The organism is Exiguobacterium sp. UBA6309, from assembly GCF_002439205.1.
Lineage (GTDB): Bacteria > Bacillota > Bacilli > Exiguobacteriales > Exiguobacteriaceae > Exiguobacterium_A.
In genome coordinates, this window is the sequence record NZ_DJTL01000027.1 from 110,732 (window position 1) to 135,330 (window position 24,599).

Genomic DNA, 24,599 nt, shown 5'->3' on the forward strand with positions numbered 1-24,599 from the left:
TATAAGAAAAATTTGAAAAAAATGAAACTTTTTAAACGTGTCGCGTATCTAATAGGGGAGTGATTGTAAAAAAGGAGGATGCCGATGTGTTTCGAAAGTCAGGTGCAGCATTATCCGACGCTGCTTTTGAAGCAACTTTATTCGCAGAAGAAGACTATGTGTACCGTATTTCCTTCATTTATCTGAAAGAGGAGGTGGCAGCGCTTGAGAACGTCCAAGAGGTCGTGTACCGGGCATGGCGTGGGCGAAAGAGTTTACGGGATGCTTCGTATTTTAAGACGTGGTTGACGCGCATCACGATGAATTGCGCTTTCCAGCAACATCGAGCGTCGTTTCAGCCGCTCGCGATCGAACCCAGTCAAACGACGTCGTTTGAAGAGCGTCTCGTCGATCGCTTGTACTTGGACGATTTACTGGATGTCCTCGAGCCGACCGAGCGATCAATCGTCTACTTCCGGTATGAAGAAGATTTGTCATTGCAAGAGATTGCGCAAACCTTCAATGTGCCACTGAGTACGATCAAAAGCACGTTGTACCGCGCACTCGAGAAAGTACGACGACAGAAGGGGATGAGTCTATGAATCACGAGCCAAAATTCTTGATCGACGTACCGTCATCCGTCAGGCAACGAACAATTCAGGGTATCCGAAAAGCAAAACGGCGCCGGCGCTCGGTACGAGCTGTTTGCCTTGCTGCAGGTCTGACGATCATCGGTTTCAGCTCCTTGCATGAGACCGTTCCCGAGCAATCGTCGCAATCGATGGTCGTCGGCATGTATTATGATGAACAGTTTTACGAAGTAGCAAAAGAGATGACGAATTTAGACTGGCAACAGCTGAAAGGGAAACGACTCGGCGTCACGGATGATGTCTTGACCGATACGCAACTGGAACAGGACACATCTAATTTTGCGTCGAACCTTGATGCGTCTATCAAATCAAGGATGATCCGGTATCTGAGCACGTGCTGATCGTCGGTGAGGAAGAGGGTCGAGAACGGGTGATGATTCTGTCGCCCACACGATAATGGGGGAGAGAAATATGACCATCCGGTCTTGGACAACAGACGATCTACCACAATTGGTCGGATTGATGACGCAGCTTGGTTATCCGGCAAGCGAGGACGTCTTACGCGAACGATTTTCGCGGGTCACCCGTCATCCGGATTATGAATTGCTTGTGTTAGAAGACGACGATATGCTTCTCGGCTGCGTCGGTCTGTTTCAGGCGCAAGCGTTCGAGCATGATACGACCTATGTCCGAATCGTCGCGTTTGTCGTCAACGCGAAATATCGTCGGCAGGGAATTGGACGCCGTTTGATCCGAGCAGCGGAAGACTGGGCGCATGCAAGAGGAGCAACTGCCGTTTTACTGAACAGTGGTAATCGACCAGAACGCGAAGCAGCCCATCACTTTTATCAATCGATGGGCTACAGCGTGACGAGCACGAGTTATTCGAAATCACTCGCTTCATCGTGATTTACGGAAACCATGGAAAGCACGAAATCCTTGTTGTTCATAAAAGGAAGCAGCTTGACGAGTTGCCAGGAGATCGATCCGCGTCGGATAGGTGAGTTGCAAGTGATCGAGCAACTGTTGCCCATACCCACGCTTGCGTGCGTCTCGGCTGACGAGGAGCTCACAGACGAACGTCGTCACTGAACCGTCCGTTAAAGCGCGGACATAGGCAAGGATTTCTCCGTCAGACTCAAGGACGAAAGCGGCATTTGCATTCATCCACGCGTTGCGGGTCCGCTCTTGATCAGCGACGAGATCCTGCCATCCTTCTAATGCGTTCAATCGATGAATCTGCTCAAAATCGTCAGGTTGGAAACGGCGAATCTGTTCCGTCATGGCTGGTTCTCCTTTCGTATCAAGTCTTGGAGTGGGGCAGGTAACTGGCGCCAGTCCGAAAATTGCGTGTCAGTCAATGGAACATCGCCTGTGCGCTTCCAAAGCGCCTGCATGCCGAGGGCGCGTGCCGGTAAGATGTCGTGGTCGTAATTGTCGCCAACATAAAGGACTTCGTCCGGGCGAACACCTAAACGATCCGTTAAGCGAAGGAAAAATGTCGGATCCGGTTTACGAACGCCTTCTTGTTCCGAGATCCCGATCTGCGTAAAGGAGGGAGACAGTCCGATGGCGTCACAGACGGCACGTTGGAACGTCGTCCGACCGTTCGACAGTAAGCCGATGGGTAGCTCAGGCGATAATTGCAAAAAAAAGGTGTCGACTCCCGGAAAGCTCCGTGCGAAGAACGGATAAAGCGTCACGTAGTCGTGTAGCAGTACTTCAACAGAAAGCGACAACTCGAAGCGACGAATCATTTCCGTATAGACGACGTCCTTCCAGACGCGTCCTTCTTGATCAAGCAATAAGAACGTCGTGATGTAGTCGTCGATCGGAACAGGCGCAACTTCACGAAAACGTTGATGCTGATCCCGAAGGAAACAGGGAAGAGAACCGGATCGGTCATGTAACGTCTCGTCTAAATCAAACAATAAAGCACGAATCAAGATCAACAACACCTTTCATACTATAGAGGAATGATTTCATTGGAACGAATGATTCAGCAACAAGAGAAACAAGTGACGTACTACGATGACGGTTCGACAGGTCGACCGTTGTTAGTGTTACCCTCACTCGGTGGAACGTATCAAGACTGGGCGGACATTTTGACGAAACTAACACCGGACTATCGCGTCGTCAGCTTTCATCCGCACGAATGGTCGGAGGATTACATGGACGGAACGACCGGCATCTTACGCCAAATCGACCAGTTTCTTAACGCGACGAATATCACGACCCCGGTCACACTCGTCGGTCATTCCTACGGTGGTCTTGTCGCGCAAGCTTTTGCTCTACATCATCCAGAACGTGTCGCCGGTCTCGTTCTCGTGGATGCGACGTCCGTTGATTTAGCAGAACTCGATCAGCTGGATACACCGATGCTCGACCGGGAAGGGGATGACGCCGTCTGGATCGATCGGTTCGAAGAACTATCAAAAGCAACTGATTTACGTGACCGTTTCCCGGACGGGGATGACCGCACGGATTGGAACCCAGCGTATTACCGGGCGATGCATGCGATCATCTCGCGGTGGAAATCTGATGCGAAAGATCTTCAACCACGCATGCGCGATCTCGGTGTTCCGTTGACCGTTCTTGGACGGGACAAAGCGCAGTCGATCGAAACGATGAGCGCTGCTGGTTTTCCAAAAGACGAACTGGAGCGAATGGAAGAAAAATGGCAGGAACTGATTCAGCGACAGGCGAAACTATCCGATCAGGCGAACGTGACGTTCGTTCCGGGCACATCTCACCTGATGCATCGCGATCGTCCGGACGTCATCGTAAACGCGATATTGACACTACATCAACCGAAGGAGTTTAATTTATGACACGCATGTACGTATTACATGGATTAATGGGAACGGCAGCAACACACTTTGCACCACAGCTCTCCGCTTTAGCGGATGATTTTACGTTCATTCCGATCAATCTACCTGGTCACGGAATGACGACGGAACCGGCAACGGAGGATTATCTACAACAAGCAACACGTGCCATCCGCGAACGGATGGCACAGGAAGGTCCAGGATGGATTCTCGGGTTGTCGCTCGGCGCGACGCTTGCGATGCAACTGGCACTCGACCCACCGGACGAACTCGAAGGGGTATGTATCACGGGTTTTTCACCATTCATTCCTAAAGCGATGGAACCGCTGATGCGCGAACAACGAGAGTTTTTCCTTAACATCGATCAGCAAGCACCGGAAATTGCCGACCAATTTGAACAGTTGCATGGTCCTGCCTGGAAAACGACAGCACGGACAGTCCTCGATTTGATGACGTTCCGTTTCCCGGCACTGACGGAAACGATGTTGCAGTCGATCACCTTGCCGGTCGTCATCCTAAACGGAACGAATGAAACGTACGAAGTCGACGCAACCGCGTTCGTTGCGGAACACGTGCCGAACGTCATCGTCTTACCGGTCGAGGAAGCAGGGCATACGGCAAATCTCGATCAACCAGAACGCTTCAACGCCTTACTGCTTCAAGCGCATCAATCCATGCTGGCGACCTAAGCGTTTTTTCATCTTCTCTTGATACATCCGTGCATCTGCCTCATGCAGGACGTCGTCGATCCGGCGTCCTGTTGTCGTATGCACGGCACCGATCGCGAGTCCAATCTCGTGCGTCGCGAACGTCGAGCGGACGTGTTCGACGAATGCCTCAAACGTGTCAATCGACGCACTATCGTCGATCAAGACGAATTCATCACCACCAATCCGGTAACCATGATTTGTTAAGCTGCGGATGCAAAGTCCTGTTTGTTCAAGCAAGGCGTCACCGACCGCGTGACCGAACCGGTCGTTGAGCTCCTTTAGTTCATTCAAGTCAAGCAGAATCAATCCATACGTCGCCTTCTCTTGATCGAGATCGCGGACAGCCTCGTTAAAGGCATGGCGATTTCCTAGACCAGTCAAGGCATCGATACGGTATTGATCGAGCAATGCCTGTTGTGATTTCAACTGCTCGTCAATGTTACGGATCACCCCTTGGATGGCAACAATCTGTCCATTTTCGCGAATCGGTGTCGCATATTCTTCGAACCAGACGTACGTCCCGTCATTTGTCCGCCAGCGTTGCCGGAACGGTTGATCGTAGTCACAGTCGCCCGAAATCTTCGACATCAAGACTTCGATGTCTTCCGGATGAATCCTTGCAAAACACTGATCCGGATCCATATAGCTGGCTGCTGCCACTCCCTTGCCGATATGGTCATCGAGGGACGGACTGATATATCGGAATCGATATTCCGGATGGACTTCAAACACATAGAAGATATCTTTACATAACGCAATTGTATCCGGTTGTTGCTGGTGGAATAACCGGAAACTGAGCAACATTAAAAGACTACCCATAATCAATCCCAATACAAATATGACGTCCACCTCCTGTACTCAACGTCCATCATATCACGATTGGGTATTATTCCCTATTATTGTAAAAAAACCGCTTCGTTTAGACTACGAAGCGGTTTTTGGTTTATTCCAATTCAAGTAAAACACGGAATCCGCGGCTCGCATAATAGGAATCCACTCCGTTGTGATAGATGAATGTCGTCTCATAACGACGATCTCCAAACAAAGCGCCACCTTTTTGACGAATCACGTCTGGTGTTGCGAGCCAACTGGAAGTCTTTTCGTCAAGCGAAAACTGTGTCTGAAGTTCTTGATATTGTTCTGGTGTCAACAGGTCGAGATCGAGTGCTTCAAGCATTGACTCGACGCTAGCTTCGGGCGCATTTTTCTTTCGACCGAGTCGAGCGACTTCGTCAAAACAAACGCTTCGTCGACCAGCTGGACTCTCTTTGACCGTATCGATGATGACGAATCGTCCATCAAGGTTTACGACATTCGGTTCTCCTCCTGTTTGTTCCATCCAAGCGAGTGCTGCTCGTTTTGAAGGTGTCAGACGTGACTCGACCTCAATAAACGAAAGACCATCGTGGTAATCAGGTGTAGCTTCAAAGCGATCACGAAACACCGTTAATTGTTCATCCATCGATAAAACCTCACTTTCTTATTCTCTTTTTTCATTATTCTATGAATTCGCTCTCATTACAATCGTACATAGACTGAATAAGTCAATCTGAAGATAATTGACAAATGAAATCGAACTACCTACACTAATTGTACATATTAGGTTTCTGTCACGATCGCGTGTACAGGAATAACATTCAGGAGAGGAGCCAACCGTATGCGCTGGATCAGTTATGCGGCTGTTGTGACGATTCTTTCGTTCTTAGCGTTCACGGCGTATTCGTTCCTGACAACGATTGACTTTGAGATCGTCTATCAGTTCGGGACGTTTGCGATGACGTTATCCTATTTTATCTTTGGATTACCGATGTTATGGATTGTCCGACATTATCCATTGACCCTTCGGTTGCTTATCTACGTGACGACGAGTAGCGTCGTTCTGTTTTTGTTCATTGGTCTATATGAAGTGTGGCATGAAGCATCGCTGTCTCCACTACCACCAATCGGTAGCATGATTCAGTTCACGACTCTTGCATGTATATTGTTCGTCTTACCGTATGAGATCGTCTATCGTAAAAATTTCGTTTCTATTCAACCGAGAGTTTCCTGACAGTATTCTTGTTCCATAAGAGTACTGTTTTTTATTTCCTTTCATTTAGAAGGAATTACCAATCTATTCTTGAATAGTACGTTATCAAGAATAATGGAGGGGTACATATGGAAGGAACATTTCAATGCAAACAGATAGGAAAATCATTTTCAGGAGACGGCGTCGAGACACATGCGTTACAAGACATCGACGTGACACTTGAGGCGGGCGACTTCATTTCGATCATCGGACCTTCGGGATCTGGAAAATCAACGTTACTCAGTCTAATCGGCACGCTCGATCGACCGACGAGCGGGGAGTTGCATTATGACGGGAAACCAATCAACAAATTGAACAGTAAAGAATTATCCGACTTTCGCTTCGAAAACATCGGCTTCATCTTCCAGCAGTTTCATTTGATTCCGACGCTGACGGCGCTTGAAAATGTCATGGCGCCACTGTTCGGTCGGAAAGTACCGTATGATAAAAAAGAACGCGCCGAGCAGTTACTCGCGCAAGTCGGTCTCGCCGATAAAGCAGGCAGTTTGCCGTCGCAACTTTCCGGTGGACAACAACAACGGGTCGCCGTTGCCCGAGCACTCGTTCATGAACCAAAATGGTTGCTTGCCGATGAGCCGACAGGGAACCTCGATACGGATACGGGAGAAATCATCTTCAATCTCTTACGGTCATTAAACGAAGAGAAGGGATGCGGCGTCTTGTTCGTCACCCACGACCCGGCACTCGCCGAACGAGCGAACCGAACGATCGAGATGCGAGACGGCGTCATCATCGAAGATCGACTCGTTCGTGTCTGAGCCTCGTTTTTGAACTCCGTTCCTCCACGCTTTACACTGAAAGAGTAGAGGAGGAATGCGTGATGCGACTAGGAATACTGGATCAAGTGCCGTTACATGAGGACGATACGGTTGAAGCGACGATGGAAGCGACGGAACGACTCGTCTTAGAAGCTGAGCGACTCGGTTATGAACGGTACTGGTTCGCTGAACATCATAATACGAACGGGTTGCTTAGTGCGGCACCGGAACTGTTCATCGCCCGAATGGGTGCGAAGACGTCAAAAATAAAGCTTGGTTCAGGTGGAGTGTTATTGCCGCAGTATCATCCGCTGAAAGTCGCCGAGAGCTTTGCGACGCTTGACGCCTTTTATCCGGGACGGATCGAACTTGGGATCGGTAATTCTCCGGGTGGAAGTGAGCGGACACGACTTGCTTTGACAGATGGTGAAAAAAACCGGGCAGCTGAGTTTAGTCGACTCGTTCAGGAAACGGCTGGCTTCTTGACAGATAGTCTATCGAATCGACACCCATACCGGATCGTCAAGACGACACCGCGTGATCGAAAAGCGTCTCCGATCTCAATCCTTGGTCTGTCGCCGCGTAGTGCGAAAATTGCTGCAGAACAAGACCGTGGTCTCGTTTTTGGTCACTTCATCAATCCAGATCGTTGGGAAGAGACACTTTCCACTTATCGTGAGGCAGGAGGAACAGACGTCATCGTCTGCGTTTTCGTCATCTGTGCCCCGACGCAAGAAGAAGCAGAACGTCTCGCTCGAACTCAAGATGCCTGGATTCAAGGCGTTCGACTCGGCAATTCAATCGTTCCGTCGTTTGCCTCGACTGAAGCAAAAGTCTGGAATGACGTTCAAACGGAACGGATCCGTAAAGATCGACGGCGAGCGATTGTCGGTACACCGGACTTTGTTGCGCAGGGGCTTGAGGCATTAGCAACGCGTTATCAAACAGATCAGTTTTTACTGATCAACAATGCCTTTGATCAAGAAAAGCGATTGCAGTCGTACCAGCTCATCGCGGAGCGACTTCTTTAAACAGAACAGGACCCCTCAATAGCTGTTTTGCTAATGAGGGGTCCTGTCTACACATCTACATTCAATTAACGTTGCGCTGTCGGACGAATTAAGATCTCGTTGACCTCGACATCTTCTGGTTCGTTAACAGCATATGCGATGGCACGCGCAATCGCGCTCGCATCAATGGCTTTCAAGTCACCAATTCCTTGTTTGATCTCTTCATCCGAGATATGGTCCTTCAATTCCGTATCGACCGCTCCCGGTGAGATGATTGTTGCACGGATGTGATTGTCGACCGATTCTTCCTTACGAAGACCTTCCGTGATGGCGCGCACCGCGAATTCGTACCGCTGTAGACGGCGCTCGACAGCATGACTTCATGACCGGCGACAGAAGAGATGTTGATGACATGTCCGCTTTTTTGTTCGCGCATATACGGCAGACTGCTCCGATTCCATGGAGGACGCCTTTAATGTTGACATCGACCATCGTGTTCCATTCGTCCTGCTGATTCTTATGGAGGTGCGATAGTGGCATTAATCCAGCGTTGTTGACGATGGCTTCAACAGAACCAAAATTTTCCACTCAGCTTATCTTTTACTACTGCCCATTTCACTTCACTTGAATATACGTTTTTGCCCATGCAAAAATACCTCCGATGTTAGTACTTTTTAAAAGTGTACCACTCCGAAGGTGTTTTATATTGTCTTAAAATTTTAGGTTAGCCCATAGGAGGTTTGTCTATGAAACGTTTTTTATTTATTGGATTGATTGCGATTGCAGTCGGATGGTTTTTTTTACTTGATCCATTTCGACATCAACCACCAGAACCAACCGTGATAATCGAAAACCGTGAAGTAAAGGTATATAGAGGTACCTATAGTTGGTCAGGCATGTTTCGCGGAGAAACAGCTGATGCAAAGGCCGAAGCCGTCGATTTAGTAAAAGGTGATCCGAGTACGCGAACAAATCCTGATGATCGATTGACGATTCGTTTTGAAGACGGACCAGCTCCGAAGTCCGTCGCGATTGTCTTATGGTCGGTCAAAGATCATAAAAAGATGAAAACATATAAGAAGATTGAGCGGGTTACCGTTCCTTCGACTCCCGGAAAGTACGTCTATCAGATTAAAGCCGATTGGAAAGAAGGTAATGGCGATTTTGCCTTTCCAATTGATGTAAAATGAAAAAACAGAAAAAACGTATTGACGGGATATGTGTTTAATGATAAATAAATCGAATACTGACCTCTTCTTAAGTTGGAAGAGGTTTTTTTCGTGAAATATAGTAATTAAAGCACTAGTTTTGATTGATTTAGTCTGAATAATCAGAATATATGAACATTTGAACGAACGTGTATTTAAATGATTCGGGTTCTAATGAACGGGAATAAACACACCACACACATAATATTTCATGTGTTGAATCACCTAGGTGAAAGAAGTCAATAATCGTAAAGCAGAGGTGCAGATGAATGGGTTCAATCGATTCTTACTCGTCATCATAGGCATTACTCGGACTAATCAGTGTCGGGCTGCTTGTGCTCGGTGTGTATGATGTTCCACGGTTTAGTTCGTTAATCGAGCAATGGCAGGATCAGCAATGTTATATCTATACCGTTCTATCCATTGGAGGATTTTTAGCATTCATATTCGTCATTCTATTATTCACAGGATTATTTAGCCGCTCGAAAGGTCAACGACTGTTAATCCAAACGGGTGACGGAACGATTACGATTTCGGATGGGGTACGATAGATATAAGAATGATCATTTGTTTAAGGAGGCATCACATCTTTGAATCAAAACGATTCGTATTATATGTGTCCCGTATGTGGATGGAATAAACTCGAGGGTCCACCATATTATGAACACTTTGCGGGGAGTAACGAAATTTGTCCATGTTGTGGTTTCGAGTTCGGTGTAGATGATTTCGACTGCACGGAAATAGACATGGAACAGTTGTCAGACGAAGAAATCGTTAGACAAGCACATGAAATCTATCGACAAAACTGGATTGATAGTCACTTTAGATTATTTGATCCAAGTATATTCCATGCATCGTTGAAAATCGGACGGCGACTACGTGCTGAAGTCGCGATGAACCAATTACAACGAACTAGCTATAGGACCTGACGAAAATCGTCGGGTCTTTTTTTCATGGAATCGCACCTGGCGCTGTCGAGACGAACATCGGACAATCGATGTCGAACCTGAATGAATTCGGGATGGGGCGCGCGATGCTTGGCATGGGTCTCAATCCACGAGCCGGTCAGCCGAATGAAATCGCAAATTTGGCATTGTTTCTCGTGTCTGACGAGGCGAGTTTCATCAACGGGGCAATCGTCGTCCTAGATGGGGGATGGAGTGCATATTAAAATGAACACTTTATTTACTAGATTTTATTTAAAATAGCAGGAACTTGTCGATATAAGGGATAATATGACAATAGGTAAATCATGACTTTAGTTTGAATCCAGGGAGGAATCGGCATGTCGATGCATGAGCAAGTAACACAGGTCACCGACACACAAGTCATCCGGGCAATCGAACAAAATCTAGCCATCATTCGTTTTGACGATCGACGCAAAGTCGCATACGTAAATGAATTGTTTGCCCGGACGATGGGGTACGAAGTGGAAGAGTTAATCGGTAAATACCATCGTGATCTCTGTTTTCCGGCTTTCGTTAATAGTCCAGATTACGAGTTGTTTTGGCGAAAATTGATGCAAGGCATCACGTATCAGGATGAGATTGAACGCCGGGCTGCTGACGGACAACAGAAGTGGCTCGAAGCGACATATATGCCGATTTACTCGGATGACGGACGCCGGGTCGTCGGGGTCTCGAAAATTGCATCGGACATCACGATTCGCCAGCAGGACGTTTTACGAATGGCGGCCGAACTCAATGAGACATCAGCCTTCTTGACGGTCAAATCGGAAAGTGGTCGACAAGACGGTTTGAACGTTCTTGCGACTGTCCAACAAATCGAGTCGGAATCCGTCGAGAACTTATCGAGTCTTGTCGCCTTGCGTAAAGATGCAAACTCGATCACTGACATCGTCAAGACGATCCGTGAAATTGCAGCGCAGACGAATCTACTCGCCTTGAATGCGGCAATTGAGGCAGCACGTGCTGGAGAACATGGACGTGGATTCGATGTCGTCGCGACCGAAGTCCGAAACCTGTCGAATAAAGTCTCGCATTCGATCGGAGAAATCAAGGAGAATATCGAAGGGATCGTTGAGCGGATCAAGGAGGTCTCGCACAGTATCGAACGGATTTCAAGCAAGGTAAAGGACAGTACCGGTCAGCTTGAACATACGGTGAGTGAATTCGATCAGTTGGCTGATTCTGCGAAACAACTGGAGCACCAGGCAAAACAATTCGTCGATGTCTTATGAACGAGTGACACTATTTAAATAGACTTAAGAAGTCAGACCCTAGGTCCGGCTTCTTTTTATGCATTTACAAAAAATATGGCAAACAATTAGCAATGCAATGCTGTTATAGAGGTAGAAAAAGAATACGAAAAGATCGCAAATAAAGAAAATATCATACTATTTATTTCACTTACCAAATTCACTCTTGTACTTTTAAATACAACATGAAGTTTAATCTATACAATTCTTTCATGCTACTAAAACCATAGTGTTTAGAAAAAGAGTTTGATATCCTTAGGGCTTACATACCTTGTATGTTCGAAAATTACTTTGAAGGGATGTGAACCAATGATTTTTGAACCCACTACTACATCATTTGTCTTACATATGAAGGTCCAGCTAGTATGGTGAGTACTCAACCGAACCACAAAACGTTTTGGTTACTTGCCTATCCGCTCATTCTCTCAAGTATTGCGACACCGTTGCTTGGTGTGACCGATACCGTCGTCATCGGTCAATCCGGTGATCCGCGCGCGATCGGTGGCATTGCTGTTGGTGCCGTTTTCTTCAATACAATCTACTGGTTGTTCGGCTTTTTAAAAGTCAGTACGACAGGATTCAGTGCTCAGGCAAGCGGCGCGAATGACGCCCATGCCTTACGGATTTCGCTCTACCGACCGCTGTTCCTAGCAGCTTGTATCGGTTTGCTCATTTTATTATTCCGCCAGCCGCTCGAGCAGCTCGGACTCTATTTACTTGCACCACCCGTTGACTTGCTGGATGCGGTCAAGACATACATCTCGTACCGGATGATTGGCGCACCGTTCGTCTTGATGGGTTATGCGTTACTTGGCTGGTTAATCGGAACGGGACAAGTCAAACATGCTTTGTTCGTCCAATTATTCAGTATCGGGGTCAACGTCGTACTCGATATTGGATTCGTCTACGGATTGAACACCGGTGTTGCTGGAATCGCGCTTGCGACCATCATCGCGGAAATCAGCATTGTCGCCTGCAGTCTCTATCTGATTCGGAGTCATTTGTCGATGACGCGCGACGAACTGCGCGCCTTGACGGATTGGCACGCCTACCGGCAATTCTTTCGTGTCAATCGAGATTTATTCATTCGAACGATTTTCCTGTTACTCGTTACCGGCTGGTTTACACGAGCGGGAGGACAATTCGGACCGGATATCCTTGCAGCCAATGCGATCCTACTGCAGATTCAGTATCTGATCTCTTATTGGTTCGGTGGACTCGGTCATGCGTCAACCGTTCTTGTCGGTCGGGCGAGAGGGCATCAAGATCAGGAAGCATACCGGACGAGTGTCCGTTTGGCACGGACGTTCGGATTCTACTCAGTCGTGTTCTGGTCACTTGTGCTCCTATTCCTTGAAACACCGTTGCTTCAGTTGTTCACTTCAGAAGAAGCGATCCTAGACGCGGCGCGCGACTATTATCTCTGGATCATCATCCTACCGCTGATTGCCGGGTGGGCGATGATTTACGAAGGAATCTTTGCTGGTCGTGTCGAGGCAACCCCAGTCCGGAACTCGATGATTCAAGCAGGAATCGGTTTTGCGATTGTGCTGCTGTCGACATCAAGTTTTGACAATCAGGGAGTCTGGGCAGCATTTCTGACGTTCTTTTTAATCCGTTCTTTATCGTTGATCCTCGTAGAAGCGAAACAATGAATAACCCGAAGTTCCCTCATGCAGATGAAGGAACTTCGGGTTATTTGTCGTCGAGCGCTAAAGGACGGACGAATAGGGCATTCAAGTGATGGACAAGGATATGACGCAATCGTTCTTTCGGGAGACGTTCTGGTCGAAACAGCGCATGAAAGGCTAATCCATCAACGAGTGCTGCGAGACGTTCGCTCTCAAGCTCGATGTCTATACCTGCTCGGAACGTACCGTCCGGAATCCGTGTCAGTAATACCAGACACATGTGGTAAATGTCGTCTGGATTCTCTGTTGATTGAGACGCATATGCAGACATCATGAATTGGAACCAGACCTGCATCTCAAGCTGATGCTCAGGTGCATACGGCAAGACTTCGAGTAAGACGTTGCATAACGTCTCTTCTGATGTTCCTCCTTTCTCGAAAATGGTTGTAATGCGTTCTTGGACCCGTTCTTGGACGAGTTGCATCGAGAAACGGAGCAATTCTTCTTGGGTCATGAAGTAATACCGTAAGGCACCAAGGGACAGACCCGCTTCCTTGGCGATCGCCCGGACGCTAGCTTGTTCGATACCGACATTAGAAATCGTGCGCCACGTCGCTTCTGCGATGAGGCGTTTTCGTTCTTCGTGATTGACTTGTTTTGGCATACATTAAGTATATCAGCTTTTTTAGCACGAATGTATTAAAAAGACTAGTCAAGTGATGAAAGTGATGTTATCTTTATAATACAGTCGTATTAAAAAAGGAGAGGATCACGATGCAACTCGTCGCTTGGGCAATCGTTTGTTGTGAAATTCTATTTTGGGTATTCATCGTCGCAGGACTGATCGTGCGTTATGGATTCAGGCGAGAGAAGCTCGGTTTTCGATTGATGGCGATGTCACCCGTGATTGATATCGTCTTACTGGTCTTAACAGTGTTGGACTTAAGTCGCGGTAGCACAGCAACGCTTGCACACGGACTTGCTGCGATTTACATCGGCGTATCGCTCGCATTCGGGAAGCAGATGATTTCTTGGGCGGATGGGGTGTATCGCCGGGTGATCCTCAAGGAACAAGTAGCAAAAGAACGCATATCGCGTGCGCGACGGGAACGCAACGGATTCTATCGGCACATCCTGGCATTCTTGATTGGTGGTGCCTTACTCGGAGCAATGATTCTCTGGCTCGGAAATACCGAACAAACTAAAAGCCTCTTGCGGACGTTACAACTGTGGGGACTCGTTCTTGTGATCGATGGCGTCATCTCGATGAGTTATACCGTTTTTCCAGCTCGCTCTAAATAAAAACGAACCTTGGCTGTCAGCGGTCGACAGTGAAGGTTCGTTCCCGAATCGTATTCGTATGTACTTCTTTCCGGGCGTCGATTGAATCCCGAATGTGGATGATGTAGCGACGCCCTTTTTTATATCCAGTACGCGGTGGTTTGATTCGGATTTCTTTGCCGTCTAGGACTTCAATCTCCGTTTGCATCCGCTCACCATTTGAATCCGTCACGGTAACCGTACGGTTTGAGACTTGTTCCTTGCGTAGTCCTTTCGCGTATTCGATGTCGAAAGTATGATACGAGGAGATGGAGCGGGCACGTGATTTGAAGTGTGGCTCGTCCGTCCGTTCGTCGAGAGTGCAGTAGCAACCCGTGATCAAGAGGCTCGCCGAGAGGAGTATCGAAAATAGATGTTTCACGAAAACGCTCCTTTATGTATTTGGTAATTTTAGTATAAGACAAATTTTGGGTTACGACAATCCTTCTTGAGACCGAGTCGTTGACATCTATTAAAATGGAACAGGTCCATGCTATAATCGACCGAGAGAAAGGAAGCGATACACCATGCCAGTACAACCAGACCAACGTGAAATCATCGTCTCGATTCGGACGAGTTATGACTTTAAAGCCGATACCGGACGCGCAATCCGCGTCATCGAGTTTCACGGACGCCGGACGACACTGTTCGATACGTTCGAAGCGTCGTCACCCAAACGAATGATTTTGATCGAGATGATCCGCGCCGTCCAATCTTTCAAGGAACCCTTCCACATCATCTTCAACGTCGAGTGTAACTTTGGCTTCAAGTATTTGACGGATCAGCGGAAATGGGAAAACCGGGACGTCGGGAATACGTTCCTCGACTTGATTGAACAAGGCGGTCATACGTATGAATTACGGGATTGTTCGTTCTATGAAGGCGGTAAAGCCCTCCAAAAATGGCTTGGCAACACATTAAAGCAAAATAGCTGACAAAAAAGGCTGACTCCACAATGGAATCAGCCTTTATCCGTTGCATCGATCGTCTCGCTTTCGAGATATCGGTATAACGTACTTTTACTAATACCGGTCTGTTCTCGGATATCAGCGAGCGAATACTCTTTGCTTTGATACATCGCAATCGCGCGGCGGACATTTTCATCGGGTTTCCGCGGTCGACCCGTCTGTTTTCCTTGCTCTTTTGCTTTTGAGAGTCCGGCACGCGTTGACATGCTGATGACATCACTTTGCAACTGGACCAGGTGGCGGGCCGTTTCAAGGAACGACAAAGATGCCCGTTCGCTCGTGCGAATGTGTTCGCGGAGCGACCACAGTGTCGCGCCACGTGTCTCCATTTGTTCGAGCATCTCAATCAAGTGCCGCGTCGAGTCTGCTAGGACGTAGAGATGCGTGACGATGACTTCGTCTCCCGCTTGCAGCGCCTCAAGCATCTGTTCAAGTTCCATTCGGCGTTTGGCCGAATTATGGGTCTCAACGACACGTACCGTCACATCAATCTGATCCGCCTCTGCTTGTTGCGCAGAACAGTCTGGATCATCCGGATAGGGTCTCATATAGAAATATTGCATAAATGGAGCTCCTCTCTGTCGATCACGATCGACGTCAGTTCCTCATCAGTATACCGTATTCTCACCTTCGTGCCGCAGAAAACCAAAAACATGCCTTTCTTCTCATGTTCGGATCGACTAATTTGTGGTAAATTGAGTGGAAGTAAGTTTCTCGGACTCATCCTTATACCATTCATTCTTTTTAAATGAGGTGCTCATCATGAACAAAGAAGATCATCAACTCGCCCGTCAGCTTTTGACGACCTATTTCATCGGCACACAATTGGCGACGGTTCATGTCGCAGGCTACGTTACGCTCGAATTCATCAATTTGTTCGATACGACAGCGCCTGAACTGCGACTTCGGATCGAGACGGACCGTCTATTTTATGGCGATGTCGAGACGACACAGAATTGGGTCGTCCGACATGCGACAAAGGAAGAGATGCTACACTTAATCGTTTCATTGCACTCGGAACGGGTCACCGGTGTCCGGATCGGCAAGACGGCACCACATTTATTCTTGACCTTCAGTAACGGACAAACGCTCGTCCTGAATGGATCGGATACATATTACGAATCGTGGGCGATCGATATCGGTCTCGCGCCACACCGAGCCGACGCGACGATCGTTGCCGTACCGGGTGACGAACTAGCCGTCTTCTCCGGGATTGGTGAACAAGTTGAAGACTAAGTGGACACGCATGGAGTGGTGTGATTGGATCATGCCGCTCGTCGCGTCACGTTATCCGGATCATTGTGCCGTCTTACTTGCCGGTAGTCATACGCGAGGACAAGCGACCGTACAATCAGATGTCGATTTAATCATCTTTGAAGCAAGTCGACGGCAGGCATACCGGGAATCGTTTACCTATGACGGTGTCCCGATCGAAGCATTCGTCCATTCCTTTGAGACGATCGCGCATTTTTTCGAGAGTGACCGGGAACGTGGTCGCCCGTCCTTGCAACGCATGATTGCTGACAGCTGGACGATCGAGGATCATCCACACCTTGCCTCTATCCGCAAGGAAGCCGTTCAACAATTGGCGGATGGACCTGTTGCGTGGTCGAATCCTGAGCAACAACGCGCTCGTTATTTTTTAAGTGACTTGCTCGACGACTTCGAGAGTGTGACGAACCGCGCAGAAGGTCTAGCGATTGCGTCACGTTTATATGAACAGAGCATCGAGTTCGTCCTTCGTGCCAATCAATGCTACATCGGACAAGGAAAATGGTCGATCCGCGCTCTTGCAGAGTTTGACGAAGAGTATGCCAGTCGACACACAATGGCTTTTGAGTTATATTATCAGTCGAATGACCGCCGAGTCGTCATCGCGTTAGTCGACGATTATCTCACACCGTTTGGCGGGCGTTATTTTGACGGCTTTATGCTCGGCAAAAGATAACAAGCATACAAAAAGAGACACGTTTTCGGTCGATGATCCGAAAACGTGTCTCTTTATCGTTCGCTTCTGTTTAACGCCAATGGGACGGACGGAGCAAACGCGGCGGTAACTGTGTCGCCGCGTTGCCGATCGCGGCATTGATTTGTGCTTGTGTCAAAAAGAGCGCGTCTGTCAGATCGGCATCTTTGACGTTACAATCTCGCAGATCAGCCCCGAGAAAGTTGACACCGCACAAACGGCTATTCGACAAGTTCGTCGCTAGCAACCACTGGTTCTGAACGCTGGCACCTGAAAAATCTCGTCCTTGTAGCTGTTTTCCGACCCAGTCGCGTGGTGTCTGGTCGCGTCTTCCGCTATACTGAACTTGAACACGAGAAGCGATCATTTCAAGGAGGGGACGGACGGTTTGACGGATTGACATCAGGTCAAGCCGTGCAAATTGATCCGCCGGTAAGGCAGCGTATCGGGTCAATGCGGCAAGCATCTCATCGAGTTGATTGTGGATGTCACGCGTGACATCACGTTTTCCGTCCGTTACGTACCACATCATCTCAAACAAGTGAACCATCTTCGGGAAGGCAGCATAAATCGCTTGGCGTCGCTTTGGTGCATCATCGCCTTGAAACGTCCGCTGTGACAAATGTTGCCCGGCACCAAAACAATCATAGACGGTACAGCCTTTGTAGCCGCTATCGCGTAACCGGTCATGGATGCGGCAGCTGTAATCCGTGTCAAGATTGCGACACGGTGTCGCTTCCGGTTTATCATGACCGAAATCACTGGATTTCGAAAAAGCGAGTGCCGTACAACATAAACCAAAACAATTTGTACAATCAATTTGGAATGTAGGTTCCATCGTATTCACCTCCACTACTACTATAGCAGGAAAGGAGTCCGGATATGCTGCAATTTCAACTCAATGAAAATGAAGACGGACAAGATTGGATCAGACAACAGGTGCGACGCTATAACGTCGAGACTTCGCCGTTTCATGCCAAAAAACGGTCAAATGGAACACAAGCCGTCACATTACTTGCGATGCGAAACGATCAACCGATCGGTGGCATCACAGGGGAAACGTATTGGGGCTGGTTACATATTGAATGGTTCTTTGTCGTCAAGGAGGAGCGGGGAAGTGGACTTGGCACGACGTTATTTCATCGATTGGAAACATGGGCACGAGATGCAGGAATCGACCGAATCCGTGTCGAGACCTTTTCATTTCAAGCGCTCTCGTTTTATGAACGACAGGGATTCATCGAAGTCGGGCGAATCGATGATTATCCACCGGGTGCTAGCTATCACCTGCTCGTCAAGCAGGTCGATCGATGAAACGCCAACTTCTTTTCATCTTAGTTATTGGATTAGTACTCGGAGCATTGACGGGAATGTACCAGCGTCCAGAGACCCCTTCCTTCACTGCAAAAACGGTCACGAAGTTATATAAACAGATGACGAACACATCGATCGAAGCGCGTGATGTCTACTTCGTCGAAAGATTGTCTGAACATTATGCCGTCGCATATCTTGAAGCGAAACATGATCGCTTGTTTCTGCTCCTGCAACAAACCGATGAGGCACAACGGATCGATCGAATCATTCGCACCAAGCAGACGACGGAGGCGGATTGGTTCGAGGGACGGTTACTTGCGACACCGGAAGGTCGGTATCTCGTCGCCTACGGCATGAATGGCTCAAAACAAATGAAAACGATTCGGTTCGAGCCGTATAAGATGACGGCTGATGGGGAAGTACCATTACGTCCGATGCAGCGCTCGTTAACCGTCGCGGGTCAGGAACGTTTCCATACCATCCAACCGTTACCGGATGCCTTCCCGCATTCGCTCTACTTCGAAATGATCGCGACGCGTATGGATGGAAAAGAGACGATCCAACGCTTGACGTCATGAAGCGAAAACGCATCTGCGTTTTCTATGACCCGTGACTTTTAGTATACTGAAGACGAAAAAGGGGGAAAAGAACATGTGGATCGTTATGAATCAGCTACACGTCGTGAAGGGCGCAGCAGATCAAGTCGCAGCGCGTTTTAAGACGACGAAGGGAATCGAACGGATGGAGGGGTTCCACCGGATGCAAGTCCTCGTCGACATTAGTCAGGAAGAAGAAGACATCGTCACGATCATGACGACATGGTCGAATCAAGCGGCGTTTCATGCATGGCAGGAGAGTCAAGCGTATAAAGGGGTTCACCATAAACGAGATAACGGAACGTCCGAAGTCAAACCGCTCGTGACGTCGAATACCGTCACGGAATATGCGATCGTCGCCGACCATAGCGCTGCAACCGAATAAATACAAGACCCCTTGGGAGGACGTCTCTCAAGGGGTCTTGTCTAGTAAGTTAAAATAGATTGTCTTTCCGTAATCTGGGTATATTCTAACAAACTAGATGAAACGAGGTGGCATCGTATGGTCTATCGTAAACCTGTCGTCTCTAGCCTATCCGTCCTCGGTGGTATGATCCTGCTCTTCGGTTTCTTGACGAGCGGCGGCTTCATTTATCTCTACTTCTTCGTCTTACTATTCGCTTGCGTGTCCTTCTTACGTGAACCGTTGACGCGTAAAGAGTGGTTGCGAGAGGGGATCGCCTTCATCTTCTGGTGTTCCTTGATTTATTTACTGGAACAATTCGTCTTCATGACATAAGTCATTTTTCATACTGCTCGAATAAAGGGAGGATGATGTCACGACCCGTTGCTGATAAGTGGATTGACACGTCACGCTTTGGATCCTTTAAGTAGATGTCAGTCTTTTTGACGCGTTTATCAAGATAGACTTCGTACTGTTGACCAGTCACGCCTTTTCGGAACGTCAAGTATTTCCACTTCGCCCTCTTGCCCCGCACATCAGCCTGTTCACTCGTCTTGATCGCTTTTTTTAATTTCCCGGATTCATCACTTGTCATCATGATCATGTTTTCCCAATCAATATCTTTTTCCGAAAACTGATTTCCTCGATCATCTTCTTCAAAACGGACATGCGAAAACTGTTTTTGATGGAACAGTGTCTCGTTTTGGTTTTCCGCAACGTCGTCGTCTGTTGTACGATCCGGTCCTTGGACTTGGAGTTCAGTCGGTTGTTGCATCGTATGGCGAATCGATAATTCGTAGCGGAATTCGCATCCGTTTTTCTCCGTTGCGATGACCGTTCCATAATGTTCCGGCGTGCCGTCACCCGGAACGAATCGGACCTTTCCTGGTTGTTTCATTGAATGGATCGGGTGTTCCGCACGGCGTCCACCATACAACTGCGGTATACGAACCGAAACGTCGTATGTCGAATCGTATTGTTGATTGTAGACGAGGTAGAGATTGACATCACGGGTGAACGGTGTCAGAGAATTCGCATATGCGAAAGTCGTCGTCCGTGCATCTTTTTTTGTGACATCCGTTGCCTCGATGACGAGGTAACCTGATCCTGGAAGTTCTAATTTTCGAGCAGAATGGTCTGCGATCTTCTCATCAGGATTGAACCAGTCGTCTTTTTTTAATACAACAGGCTTCATGCTAAAGTTCTTCCGTTGTGGAGTCAGAGTAGTCTTCTTGAAGATGTCTTCTTTCTTTGGTAACGGATAATACCCATCTTTAGACGATGTCTGACAATATAAATACGTCTTTTTCCCAGCTTTCACGTAACGAACGGTTTGGGTTTGACTATCATAATCTTCGAACGGATTCGTCATCATGACGGAATAGATGTTACCGACTGCGTAATTGACGGGTGCATCGCTCGCTTTAGACGCACACGTTTTTTGGATGACGGTTCGCTCTTTAGCTGACAAAGTGCGAGATTCTTTTTCGTTGAATTGCCCTCCATCATACATTTGTGATAAGTAATCCCATTTAAAATTCGGGGCGTCACTTTGACAACCGCTTAATGCTAGCGTCGCTCCAAGTGTTAGTCCGATCCAGTAACGTTTATTCATTGATTGAGCACCTCACTAAGTGCTTCACTTGTCGTACCTGACAGCTTCGCACCTTTCTTTGATCCCGGTTTGACAACATAGATTTCAAGCTTTTTAGCTCGTTTGCGTTCGAATAGTTCGAACGTTTGACTTTTTCCTTTGCGGATCAAGGTCAATTTTTTCTGTTTCAGCTTTGTTCCTTGTGGCTCCATCACATCGGTCTCTTTTAATTCTTGAGCCATTTTTTTTGCTAGTTTATCTGGAATGGCCGAGATGAATTTAAAATCGTTATCGACGAGCTGCTTTGGTGAGTCGTGAATGTAGCCGACATATGTGGTTGGTGATGCATCAAGAAAGCCATATTTGTAATTCTCAGGTTTTTTGTAGGTCTGATTGAGACGCATATATAGCGATGTTTCTTGAACGATTTTGCCTCCTTCTTTCTTCCAAACAGTCGCAAAAGGAACCGTCTGTCCCATTGAAAGCGTAGCAGGAAGTTGCTTTCGCTCGATTTGATATGATTGCCCCATTACATGGTCTTGAATGACGGATGGAATCCCAATACGATCACCACTGGTCATGAGTTCAATCGATGTGTGCTGCAAACCACTATTCGGAATGACACGAAAAGCTAAATTCAATTCGGAACCGACTCGGGACTCGGTCGTCTCGAAGAGTGTTTGTTCTTTATCCTTATTTTTGTCTTTCATGAAGAGAACGAATTGTCCTTCCGGTGGTAAGGACAATTGATACGATGGGAAAAGGTAACGACCAAGTCCTTTCGTGTCTTTACTTTCTTCATTTTCTTGTTTTTGTTGATCCGTCACTTCTTTTGGGACAGGCTTAAAGCGAACGTCTGTCGATTTAGCTTTAAGCGGTTGGTTCGACCAATCGACGAATGGGTAATCACTGCGCTTGATTTGGTGGACCGCATAATCCGCGTGGCGAATCGGCTGACACGCCAAATAGTCCTTTTTTTCGTCTGACAGGAAACGAACGTGTTGGAACTCGCGCCCTTGGACACTCGGAGGTAGGAAGTATAAATCAAATCCTTCGTGTTGCACATATCGATCTGGCAAGCGCATCTTATCTGGTTTTTGCTGACAAACCTTCAACAAAGCCGCCGTTTGTTTTTTCGGGAGATCCGGTATCTCTTGACCATCAAAGGTAGTCGAGATACCGCCCCAGTAATTGGCATCATATGTAAGATCTAAGTATTGTTCTTTTCCGCACCCGGCAAGGAGAACTGCTCCTGCGAGAATACTGGTATGTATATAGCGTCTCATGAAAAACCTCCTCTATACGATTGTCTGTATTTTACCATATTTTCTATAATAGACAGAATTTTCTATAACGTTTCAACATCAAGATGTTTGACATCCATTAACTCGGGAATAATAGAGGCATGCATGGTCAATCTATTACTATGGGGGTTTTATGGTGGGTACATTCATTCAAGCAGTTGATGGCACGAAGATTTACGTTGAGGATGTCGGTTCGGGTCAACCGGTCGTCTTTTTACACGGCTGGCCGGCAAACAACAACATGTTCGAGTACCAAAAGAACCTGCTCGTCGAAGAAGGGTATCGTTACGTCGGAATCGATTATCGTGGTTATGGCAAATCAGATGCACCGGCAACGGGATACGATTATAAGACGATGGCGTCCGATGTCAATGAAGTCATCGAACAGCTGAAATTAGCGAATGTCACGTTGCTTGGCTTCTCGATGGGAGGAGGAATCGCCTTGTCCTATCTCTTGCACTACGGGGATTCAAAAGTCAGTAAGCTCGTTCTTGCGGGAGCTGCGGCACCGGTCTTTACGCAACGCGACGGTTATCCATACGGGATGACAAAAGAAGAAGTCGATGCGTTGATTGCCGACACGAAACAGGATCGTCCGTCGATGCTCAAAGGATTCGGGGAAATCTTCTTTGCGAAGGAGCATCCAGAACCGCTACAACAATGGTTCCATGGTCTTAGCATCGCCGCTTCATCCCACGGAACGATTCAGTCAGCAATCGCATTGCGTGACGAAGACTTACGTGGAAAACTCGAGAACATCAAAGTCGATACGTTGATCATCCACGGTAAAAAAGACCAAGTCTGTCCGTTCGAGTTTGCGGAAGAGATGCAAAAGGAAATCCCACATGCGCGACTCGAAGTCTTCGAAGAGAGTGGACACGGGATGTTACTTGACGAACAAGAGAAGTTCAACGAGACATTACTGACGTACGTTAAAGGAAATCAAACCGTCTAATTTAATAAGCCATGGACACGCGTCCATGGCTTGTTTTTGTGTACAGAAAAAGCGTGCGCCGGCGCACGCTTTTAAGAGCGATACTTCCGCATGAACCGTTGATCGATCCAGCGCTTCAGGTACCAACCGAACGGGTGAGTCGAATAATGACGACCATATAGGGAAACCGCATGACGCGGTCCCATCGATAAAATCGTCAAATAGTTCGTTTGCGGACGATAGATTTGCAGTGCTTCTTCCTCTAGGTATCGTAAAAGGTTCGTAAGCAAAATTGGCGCTTGTCGGACAGCCGTGACACCATTCTTCGGAATGTCGGGGTAGGCGACGAGGGTCGCCGCGTCACCCGCAGCAAACAAGCTTGGATGATCGAGCGCTTGTAACTGTTCATTGACGAGTAAAAATCCGTTTTCCGTGAAGAGATTGCTGTCTGCAAACAATGCCGGAGCTTTGGCACCCGTCAAGCGGACGATTGCATCTGACTCGATTGGTGGGTGTTGCTTAAAGCGGAGTGGTAGTTCGTCATCTATAGGACGTTCCCTGATCCAGTACACTCCGAGTTCTTTTAACCGTCTCGTAATGGCTTCCGCTGCCGGATGACGAGAAAGGATATCTCGATCCGTGATCAATGTGATCGGTACACCCGCCGCTTTCAAGGACGCCGCCATCTCGACGGCAGCTGGTCCGCTTCCAATCACGACCGGACGCTTTGCTTGTTGCAGTCGCTTTAATGTATCCGGTAACCGGTAGTTCGGTTTAATCGATAATCGCGTCGTATCTTCCGACCAGTCGAATGAACCGATATTCGTTGAGACGACGTCATAGGTGTAACGTCTGCCGGATGCACCGAAGACGACCTTTTCAACAGGGTCGACTTTGATGACGGTCTCCTTGATGAATGGTTTATCATAGGCACGACATAAGGCGGCGACGTCAATACGCATCTCATCCATGTCGTATGTTCCGTCAGCAAGTCCAGAGTACATGCCCGAGTAATATTGGTACGTCGAGGCGTTCAGGACCAGCCATTCGACGTCTTCTGTTGGTCCGTGTGTAATGCAATGCAGGTGAGCGTGACCTGCACCAATCAAGAGGATACGTTTCATGTCGTTCTCCTTCAATCTGTCTTGCTAGAGTATACCCGGATACGGGTGGCGGTAA

At 47.8% G+C, this 24,599-nt stretch carries 32 protein-coding genes and 2 pseudogenes; 22 read left to right on the top strand and 12 right to left on the bottom strand.

Going from position 1 to position 24,599, the window contains the following annotated elements:
* The first annotated feature begins 86 nt into the window (after positions 1 to 86).
* The 3 genes from B3M90_RS09545 to B3M90_RS09555 all read left to right on the top strand — a co-directional run bounded on the left by B3M90_RS09545 (position 87) and on the right by B3M90_RS09555 (position 1,478).
* Entirely contained in the window at positions 87 to 581 is a 495-nt protein-coding gene (locus B3M90_RS09545; RefSeq protein ID WP_290783770.1) for a sigma-70 family RNA polymerase sigma factor, read from the top strand.
* Positions 578 to 970, top strand: coding sequence for a hypothetical protein (locus B3M90_RS09550; protein ID WP_290783773.1), 393 nt, complete (start codon positions 578 to 580; stop codon positions 968 to 970). Before B3M90_RS09545 ends, B3M90_RS09550 begins: the two co-directional genes overlap by 4 nt.
* Before the next feature lie 70 nt (positions 971 to 1,040).
* Positions 1,041 to 1,478: a GNAT family N-acetyltransferase gene (locus B3M90_RS09555; protein WP_214857676.1), complete on the top strand. Its 438-nt coding sequence runs from the start codon at positions 1,041 to 1,043 to the stop codon at positions 1,476 to 1,478.
* Here the strand turns inward: B3M90_RS09555 and B3M90_RS09560 are convergent.
* Both B3M90_RS09560 and B3M90_RS09565 read right to left on the bottom strand, forming a co-directional pair.
* A complete protein-coding gene (locus B3M90_RS09560; RefSeq protein ID WP_290776785.1) occupies positions 1,470 to 1,853 on the bottom strand; it encodes a GNAT family N-acetyltransferase in 384 nt (127 codons plus the stop codon). The genes B3M90_RS09555 and B3M90_RS09560 overlap by 9 nt on opposite strands.
* The gene (locus B3M90_RS09565) at positions 1,850 to 2,515 is read right to left on the bottom strand and encodes an HAD family hydrolase (RefSeq protein WP_290783777.1); all 666 of its coding nucleotides are present in this window, start codon (positions 2,513 to 2,515) and stop codon (positions 1,850 to 1,852) included. The genes B3M90_RS09560 and B3M90_RS09565 overlap by 4 nt, the downstream gene beginning before the upstream one ends.
* Before the next feature lie 48 nt (positions 2,516 to 2,563).
* Here B3M90_RS09565 and B3M90_RS09570 point away from each other — a divergent pair, with 48 nt between their 5' ends.
* Together B3M90_RS09570 and B3M90_RS09575 are read left to right on the top strand one after the other, a co-directional pair.
* A complete protein-coding gene (locus B3M90_RS09570; RefSeq protein WP_290783780.1) occupies positions 2,564 to 3,400 on the top strand; it encodes an alpha/beta fold hydrolase in 837 nt (278 codons plus the stop codon).
* Positions 3,397 to 4,086, top strand: coding sequence for an alpha/beta fold hydrolase (locus B3M90_RS09575; protein ID WP_290783782.1), 690 nt, complete (start codon positions 3,397 to 3,399; stop codon positions 4,084 to 4,086). The genes B3M90_RS09570 and B3M90_RS09575 overlap by 4 nt, the downstream gene beginning before the upstream one ends.
* Here the strand turns inward: B3M90_RS09575 and B3M90_RS09580 are convergent.
* Together B3M90_RS09580 and B3M90_RS09585 are read right to left on the bottom strand one after the other, a co-directional pair.
* Positions 4,048 to 4,926, bottom strand: coding sequence for a sensor domain-containing diguanylate cyclase (locus tag B3M90_RS09580; protein WP_290783785.1), 879 nt, complete (start codon positions 4,924 to 4,926; stop codon positions 4,048 to 4,050). The genes B3M90_RS09575 and B3M90_RS09580 overlap by 39 nt on opposite strands.
* A gap of 124 nt (positions 4,927 to 5,050) precedes the next feature.
* Complete coding sequence (locus B3M90_RS09585) at positions 5,051 to 5,569, bottom strand: DUF4256 domain-containing protein (RefSeq protein WP_290783788.1); 519 nt, start codon at positions 5,567 to 5,569, stop codon at positions 5,051 to 5,053.
* Between the two features lie 195 nt (positions 5,570 to 5,764).
* Here B3M90_RS09585 and B3M90_RS09590 point away from each other — a divergent pair, with 195 nt between their 5' ends.
* From B3M90_RS09590 to B3M90_RS09600, 3 genes are all read left to right on the top strand, one after another.
* Complete coding sequence (locus B3M90_RS09590; protein WP_290750545.1) at positions 5,765 to 6,157, top strand: hypothetical protein; 393 nt, start codon at positions 5,765 to 5,767, stop codon at positions 6,155 to 6,157.
* Between the two features lie 107 nt (positions 6,158 to 6,264).
* Positions 6,265 to 6,954, top strand: a complete 690-nt coding sequence (locus tag B3M90_RS09595) for an ABC transporter ATP-binding protein (protein WP_290783791.1) — start codon at positions 6,265 to 6,267, stop codon at positions 6,952 to 6,954.
* A 62-nt stretch (positions 6,955 to 7,016) separates the two neighbouring features.
* Positions 7,017 to 7,985: an LLM class flavin-dependent oxidoreductase gene (locus tag B3M90_RS09600; protein WP_290783794.1), complete on the top strand. Its 969-nt coding sequence runs from the start codon at positions 7,017 to 7,019 to the stop codon at positions 7,983 to 7,985.
* Between the two features lie 65 nt (positions 7,986 to 8,050).
* On the opposite strand, the pseudogene B3M90_RS14550 reads toward B3M90_RS09600, so the two are convergent.
* Positions 8,051 to 8,549: pseudogene (locus B3M90_RS14550) on the bottom strand (SDR family oxidoreductase); the annotation flags it as partial.
* Positions 8,550 to 8,710: 161 nt separating this feature from the next.
* Between B3M90_RS14550 and B3M90_RS09615 the strand changes: the two are divergent.
* The 5 genes and pseudogenes from B3M90_RS09615 to B3M90_RS09635 all read left to right on the top strand — a co-directional run bounded on the left by B3M90_RS09615 (position 8,711) and on the right by B3M90_RS09635 (position 13,045).
* Positions 8,711 to 9,154, top strand: a complete 444-nt coding sequence (locus B3M90_RS09615; protein WP_290783801.1) for a hypothetical protein — start codon at positions 8,711 to 8,713, stop codon at positions 9,152 to 9,154.
* 353 nt (positions 9,155 to 9,507) lie between these two features.
* Complete coding sequence (locus B3M90_RS09620; protein WP_290783803.1) at positions 9,508 to 9,723, top strand: hypothetical protein; 216 nt, start codon at positions 9,508 to 9,510, stop codon at positions 9,721 to 9,723.
* Between the two features lie 401 nt (positions 9,724 to 10,124).
* Positions 10,125 to 10,343, top strand: a pseudogene (locus B3M90_RS09625) (SDR family oxidoreductase); the annotation flags it as partial.
* A 114-nt stretch (positions 10,344 to 10,457) separates the two neighbouring features.
* Positions 10,458 to 11,372 (top strand): methyl-accepting chemotaxis protein, encoded by a 915-nt coding sequence (locus B3M90_RS09630; RefSeq protein WP_290783805.1) that lies wholly within the window; start codon positions 10,458 to 10,460, stop codon positions 11,370 to 11,372.
* A 383-nt stretch (positions 11,373 to 11,755) separates the two neighbouring features.
* Complete coding sequence (locus B3M90_RS09635) at positions 11,756 to 13,045, top strand: MATE family efflux transporter (RefSeq protein WP_290783807.1); 1,290 nt, start codon at positions 11,756 to 11,758, stop codon at positions 13,043 to 13,045.
* A 40-nt stretch (positions 13,046 to 13,085) separates the two neighbouring features.
* On the opposite strand, the gene B3M90_RS09640 is transcribed toward B3M90_RS09635, so the two are convergent.
* A complete protein-coding gene (locus B3M90_RS09640; protein ID WP_290783809.1) occupies positions 13,086 to 13,685 on the bottom strand; it encodes a TetR/AcrR family transcriptional regulator in 600 nt (199 codons plus the stop codon).
* Between the two features lie 110 nt (positions 13,686 to 13,795).
* Between B3M90_RS09640 and B3M90_RS09645 the strand changes: the two genes are divergently transcribed.
* On the top strand, positions 13,796 to 14,323 hold the full coding sequence (locus B3M90_RS09645) for a hypothetical protein (RefSeq protein WP_290783811.1): 528 nt from the start codon (positions 13,796 to 13,798) through the stop codon (positions 14,321 to 14,323).
* A 16-nt stretch (positions 14,324 to 14,339) separates the two neighbouring features.
* Here B3M90_RS09645 and B3M90_RS09650 read toward each other — a convergent pair whose 3' ends face one another.
* The gene (locus tag B3M90_RS09650; protein WP_214853912.1) at positions 14,340 to 14,723 is read right to left on the bottom strand and encodes a hypothetical protein; all 384 of its coding nucleotides are present in this window, start codon (positions 14,721 to 14,723) and stop codon (positions 14,340 to 14,342) included.
* A gap of 145 nt (positions 14,724 to 14,868) precedes the next feature.
* Here B3M90_RS09650 and B3M90_RS09655 point away from each other — a divergent pair, with 145 nt between their 5' ends.
* Positions 14,869 to 15,276, top strand: coding sequence for a hypothetical protein (locus tag B3M90_RS09655; protein ID WP_035407875.1), 408 nt, complete (start codon positions 14,869 to 14,871; stop codon positions 15,274 to 15,276).
* 26 nt (positions 15,277 to 15,302) lie between these two features.
* Here the strand turns inward: B3M90_RS09655 and B3M90_RS09660 are convergent, their stop codons facing one another.
* Complete coding sequence (locus tag B3M90_RS09660) at positions 15,303 to 15,872, bottom strand: recombinase family protein (protein WP_214853883.1); 570 nt, start codon at positions 15,870 to 15,872, stop codon at positions 15,303 to 15,305.
* A 199-nt stretch (positions 15,873 to 16,071) separates the two neighbouring features.
* On the opposite strand from B3M90_RS09660, the gene B3M90_RS09665 reads away from it, so the two are divergent.
* Together B3M90_RS09665 and B3M90_RS09670 are read left to right on the top strand one after the other, a co-directional pair.
* A complete protein-coding gene (locus B3M90_RS09665; protein WP_290783814.1) occupies positions 16,072 to 16,545 on the top strand; it encodes a hypothetical protein in 474 nt (157 codons plus the stop codon).
* 10 nt (positions 16,546 to 16,555) lie between these two features.
* Positions 16,556 to 17,257 carry a nucleotidyltransferase domain-containing protein gene (locus tag B3M90_RS09670; RefSeq protein WP_290783816.1) on the top strand — a complete coding sequence of 234 codons (702 nt, stop codon included), beginning with the start codon at positions 16,556 to 16,558 and terminating at the stop codon, positions 17,255 to 17,257.
* 70 nt (positions 17,258 to 17,327) lie between these two features.
* Here the strand turns inward: B3M90_RS09670 and B3M90_RS09675 are convergent, their stop codons facing one another.
* Positions 17,328 to 18,113, bottom strand: coding sequence for a pentapeptide repeat-containing protein (locus B3M90_RS09675; protein ID WP_290783818.1), 786 nt, complete (start codon positions 18,111 to 18,113; stop codon positions 17,328 to 17,330).
* Between the two features lie 44 nt (positions 18,114 to 18,157).
* Here B3M90_RS09675 and B3M90_RS09680 point away from each other — a divergent pair, with 44 nt between their 5' ends.
* The 4 genes from B3M90_RS09680 (at position 18,158) to B3M90_RS09695 (ending at position 19,924) form a co-directional block, all read left to right on the top strand.
* The gene (locus B3M90_RS09680) at positions 18,158 to 18,589 is read left to right on the top strand and encodes a GNAT family N-acetyltransferase (protein WP_290783820.1); all 432 of its coding nucleotides are present in this window, start codon (positions 18,158 to 18,160) and stop codon (positions 18,587 to 18,589) included.
* Positions 18,586 to 19,167, top strand: coding sequence for a hypothetical protein (locus B3M90_RS09685; protein ID WP_290783822.1), 582 nt, complete (start codon positions 18,586 to 18,588; stop codon positions 19,165 to 19,167). Before B3M90_RS09680 ends, B3M90_RS09685 begins: the two co-directional genes overlap by 4 nt.
* Positions 19,168 to 19,240: 73 nt before the next feature.
* The gene (locus B3M90_RS09690) at positions 19,241 to 19,570 is read left to right on the top strand and encodes an antibiotic biosynthesis monooxygenase (RefSeq protein ID WP_035407890.1); all 330 of its coding nucleotides are present in this window, start codon (positions 19,241 to 19,243) and stop codon (positions 19,568 to 19,570) included.
* Between the two features lie 117 nt (positions 19,571 to 19,687).
* Complete coding sequence (locus B3M90_RS09695; protein WP_290783824.1) at positions 19,688 to 19,924, top strand: hypothetical protein; 237 nt, start codon at positions 19,688 to 19,690, stop codon at positions 19,922 to 19,924.
* A gap of 1 nt (position 19,925) precedes the next feature.
* Here B3M90_RS09695 and B3M90_RS09700 read toward each other — a convergent pair whose 3' ends face one another.
* Entirely contained in the window at positions 19,926 to 21,203 is a 1,278-nt protein-coding gene (locus tag B3M90_RS09700; protein ID WP_290783826.1) for a hypothetical protein, read from the bottom strand.
* Complete coding sequence (locus B3M90_RS09705; protein ID WP_290783828.1) at positions 21,200 to 22,468, bottom strand: hypothetical protein; 1,269 nt, start codon at positions 22,466 to 22,468, stop codon at positions 21,200 to 21,202. Before B3M90_RS09705 ends, B3M90_RS09700 begins: the two co-directional genes overlap by 4 nt.
* 154 nt (positions 22,469 to 22,622) lie before the next feature.
* On the opposite strand from B3M90_RS09705, the gene B3M90_RS09710 reads away from it, so the two are divergent.
* Positions 22,623 to 23,441, top strand: a complete 819-nt coding sequence (locus tag B3M90_RS09710) for an alpha/beta fold hydrolase (protein WP_290783830.1) — start codon at positions 22,623 to 22,625, stop codon at positions 23,439 to 23,441.
* A 71-nt stretch (positions 23,442 to 23,512) separates the two neighbouring features.
* On the opposite strand, the gene B3M90_RS09715 is transcribed toward B3M90_RS09710, so the two are convergent.
* On the bottom strand, positions 23,513 to 24,544 hold the full coding sequence (locus B3M90_RS09715) for an NAD(P)/FAD-dependent oxidoreductase (protein ID WP_290783832.1): 1,032 nt from the start codon (positions 24,542 to 24,544) through the stop codon (positions 23,513 to 23,515).
* Between the last annotated feature and the right edge of the window lie 55 nt (positions 24,545 to 24,599).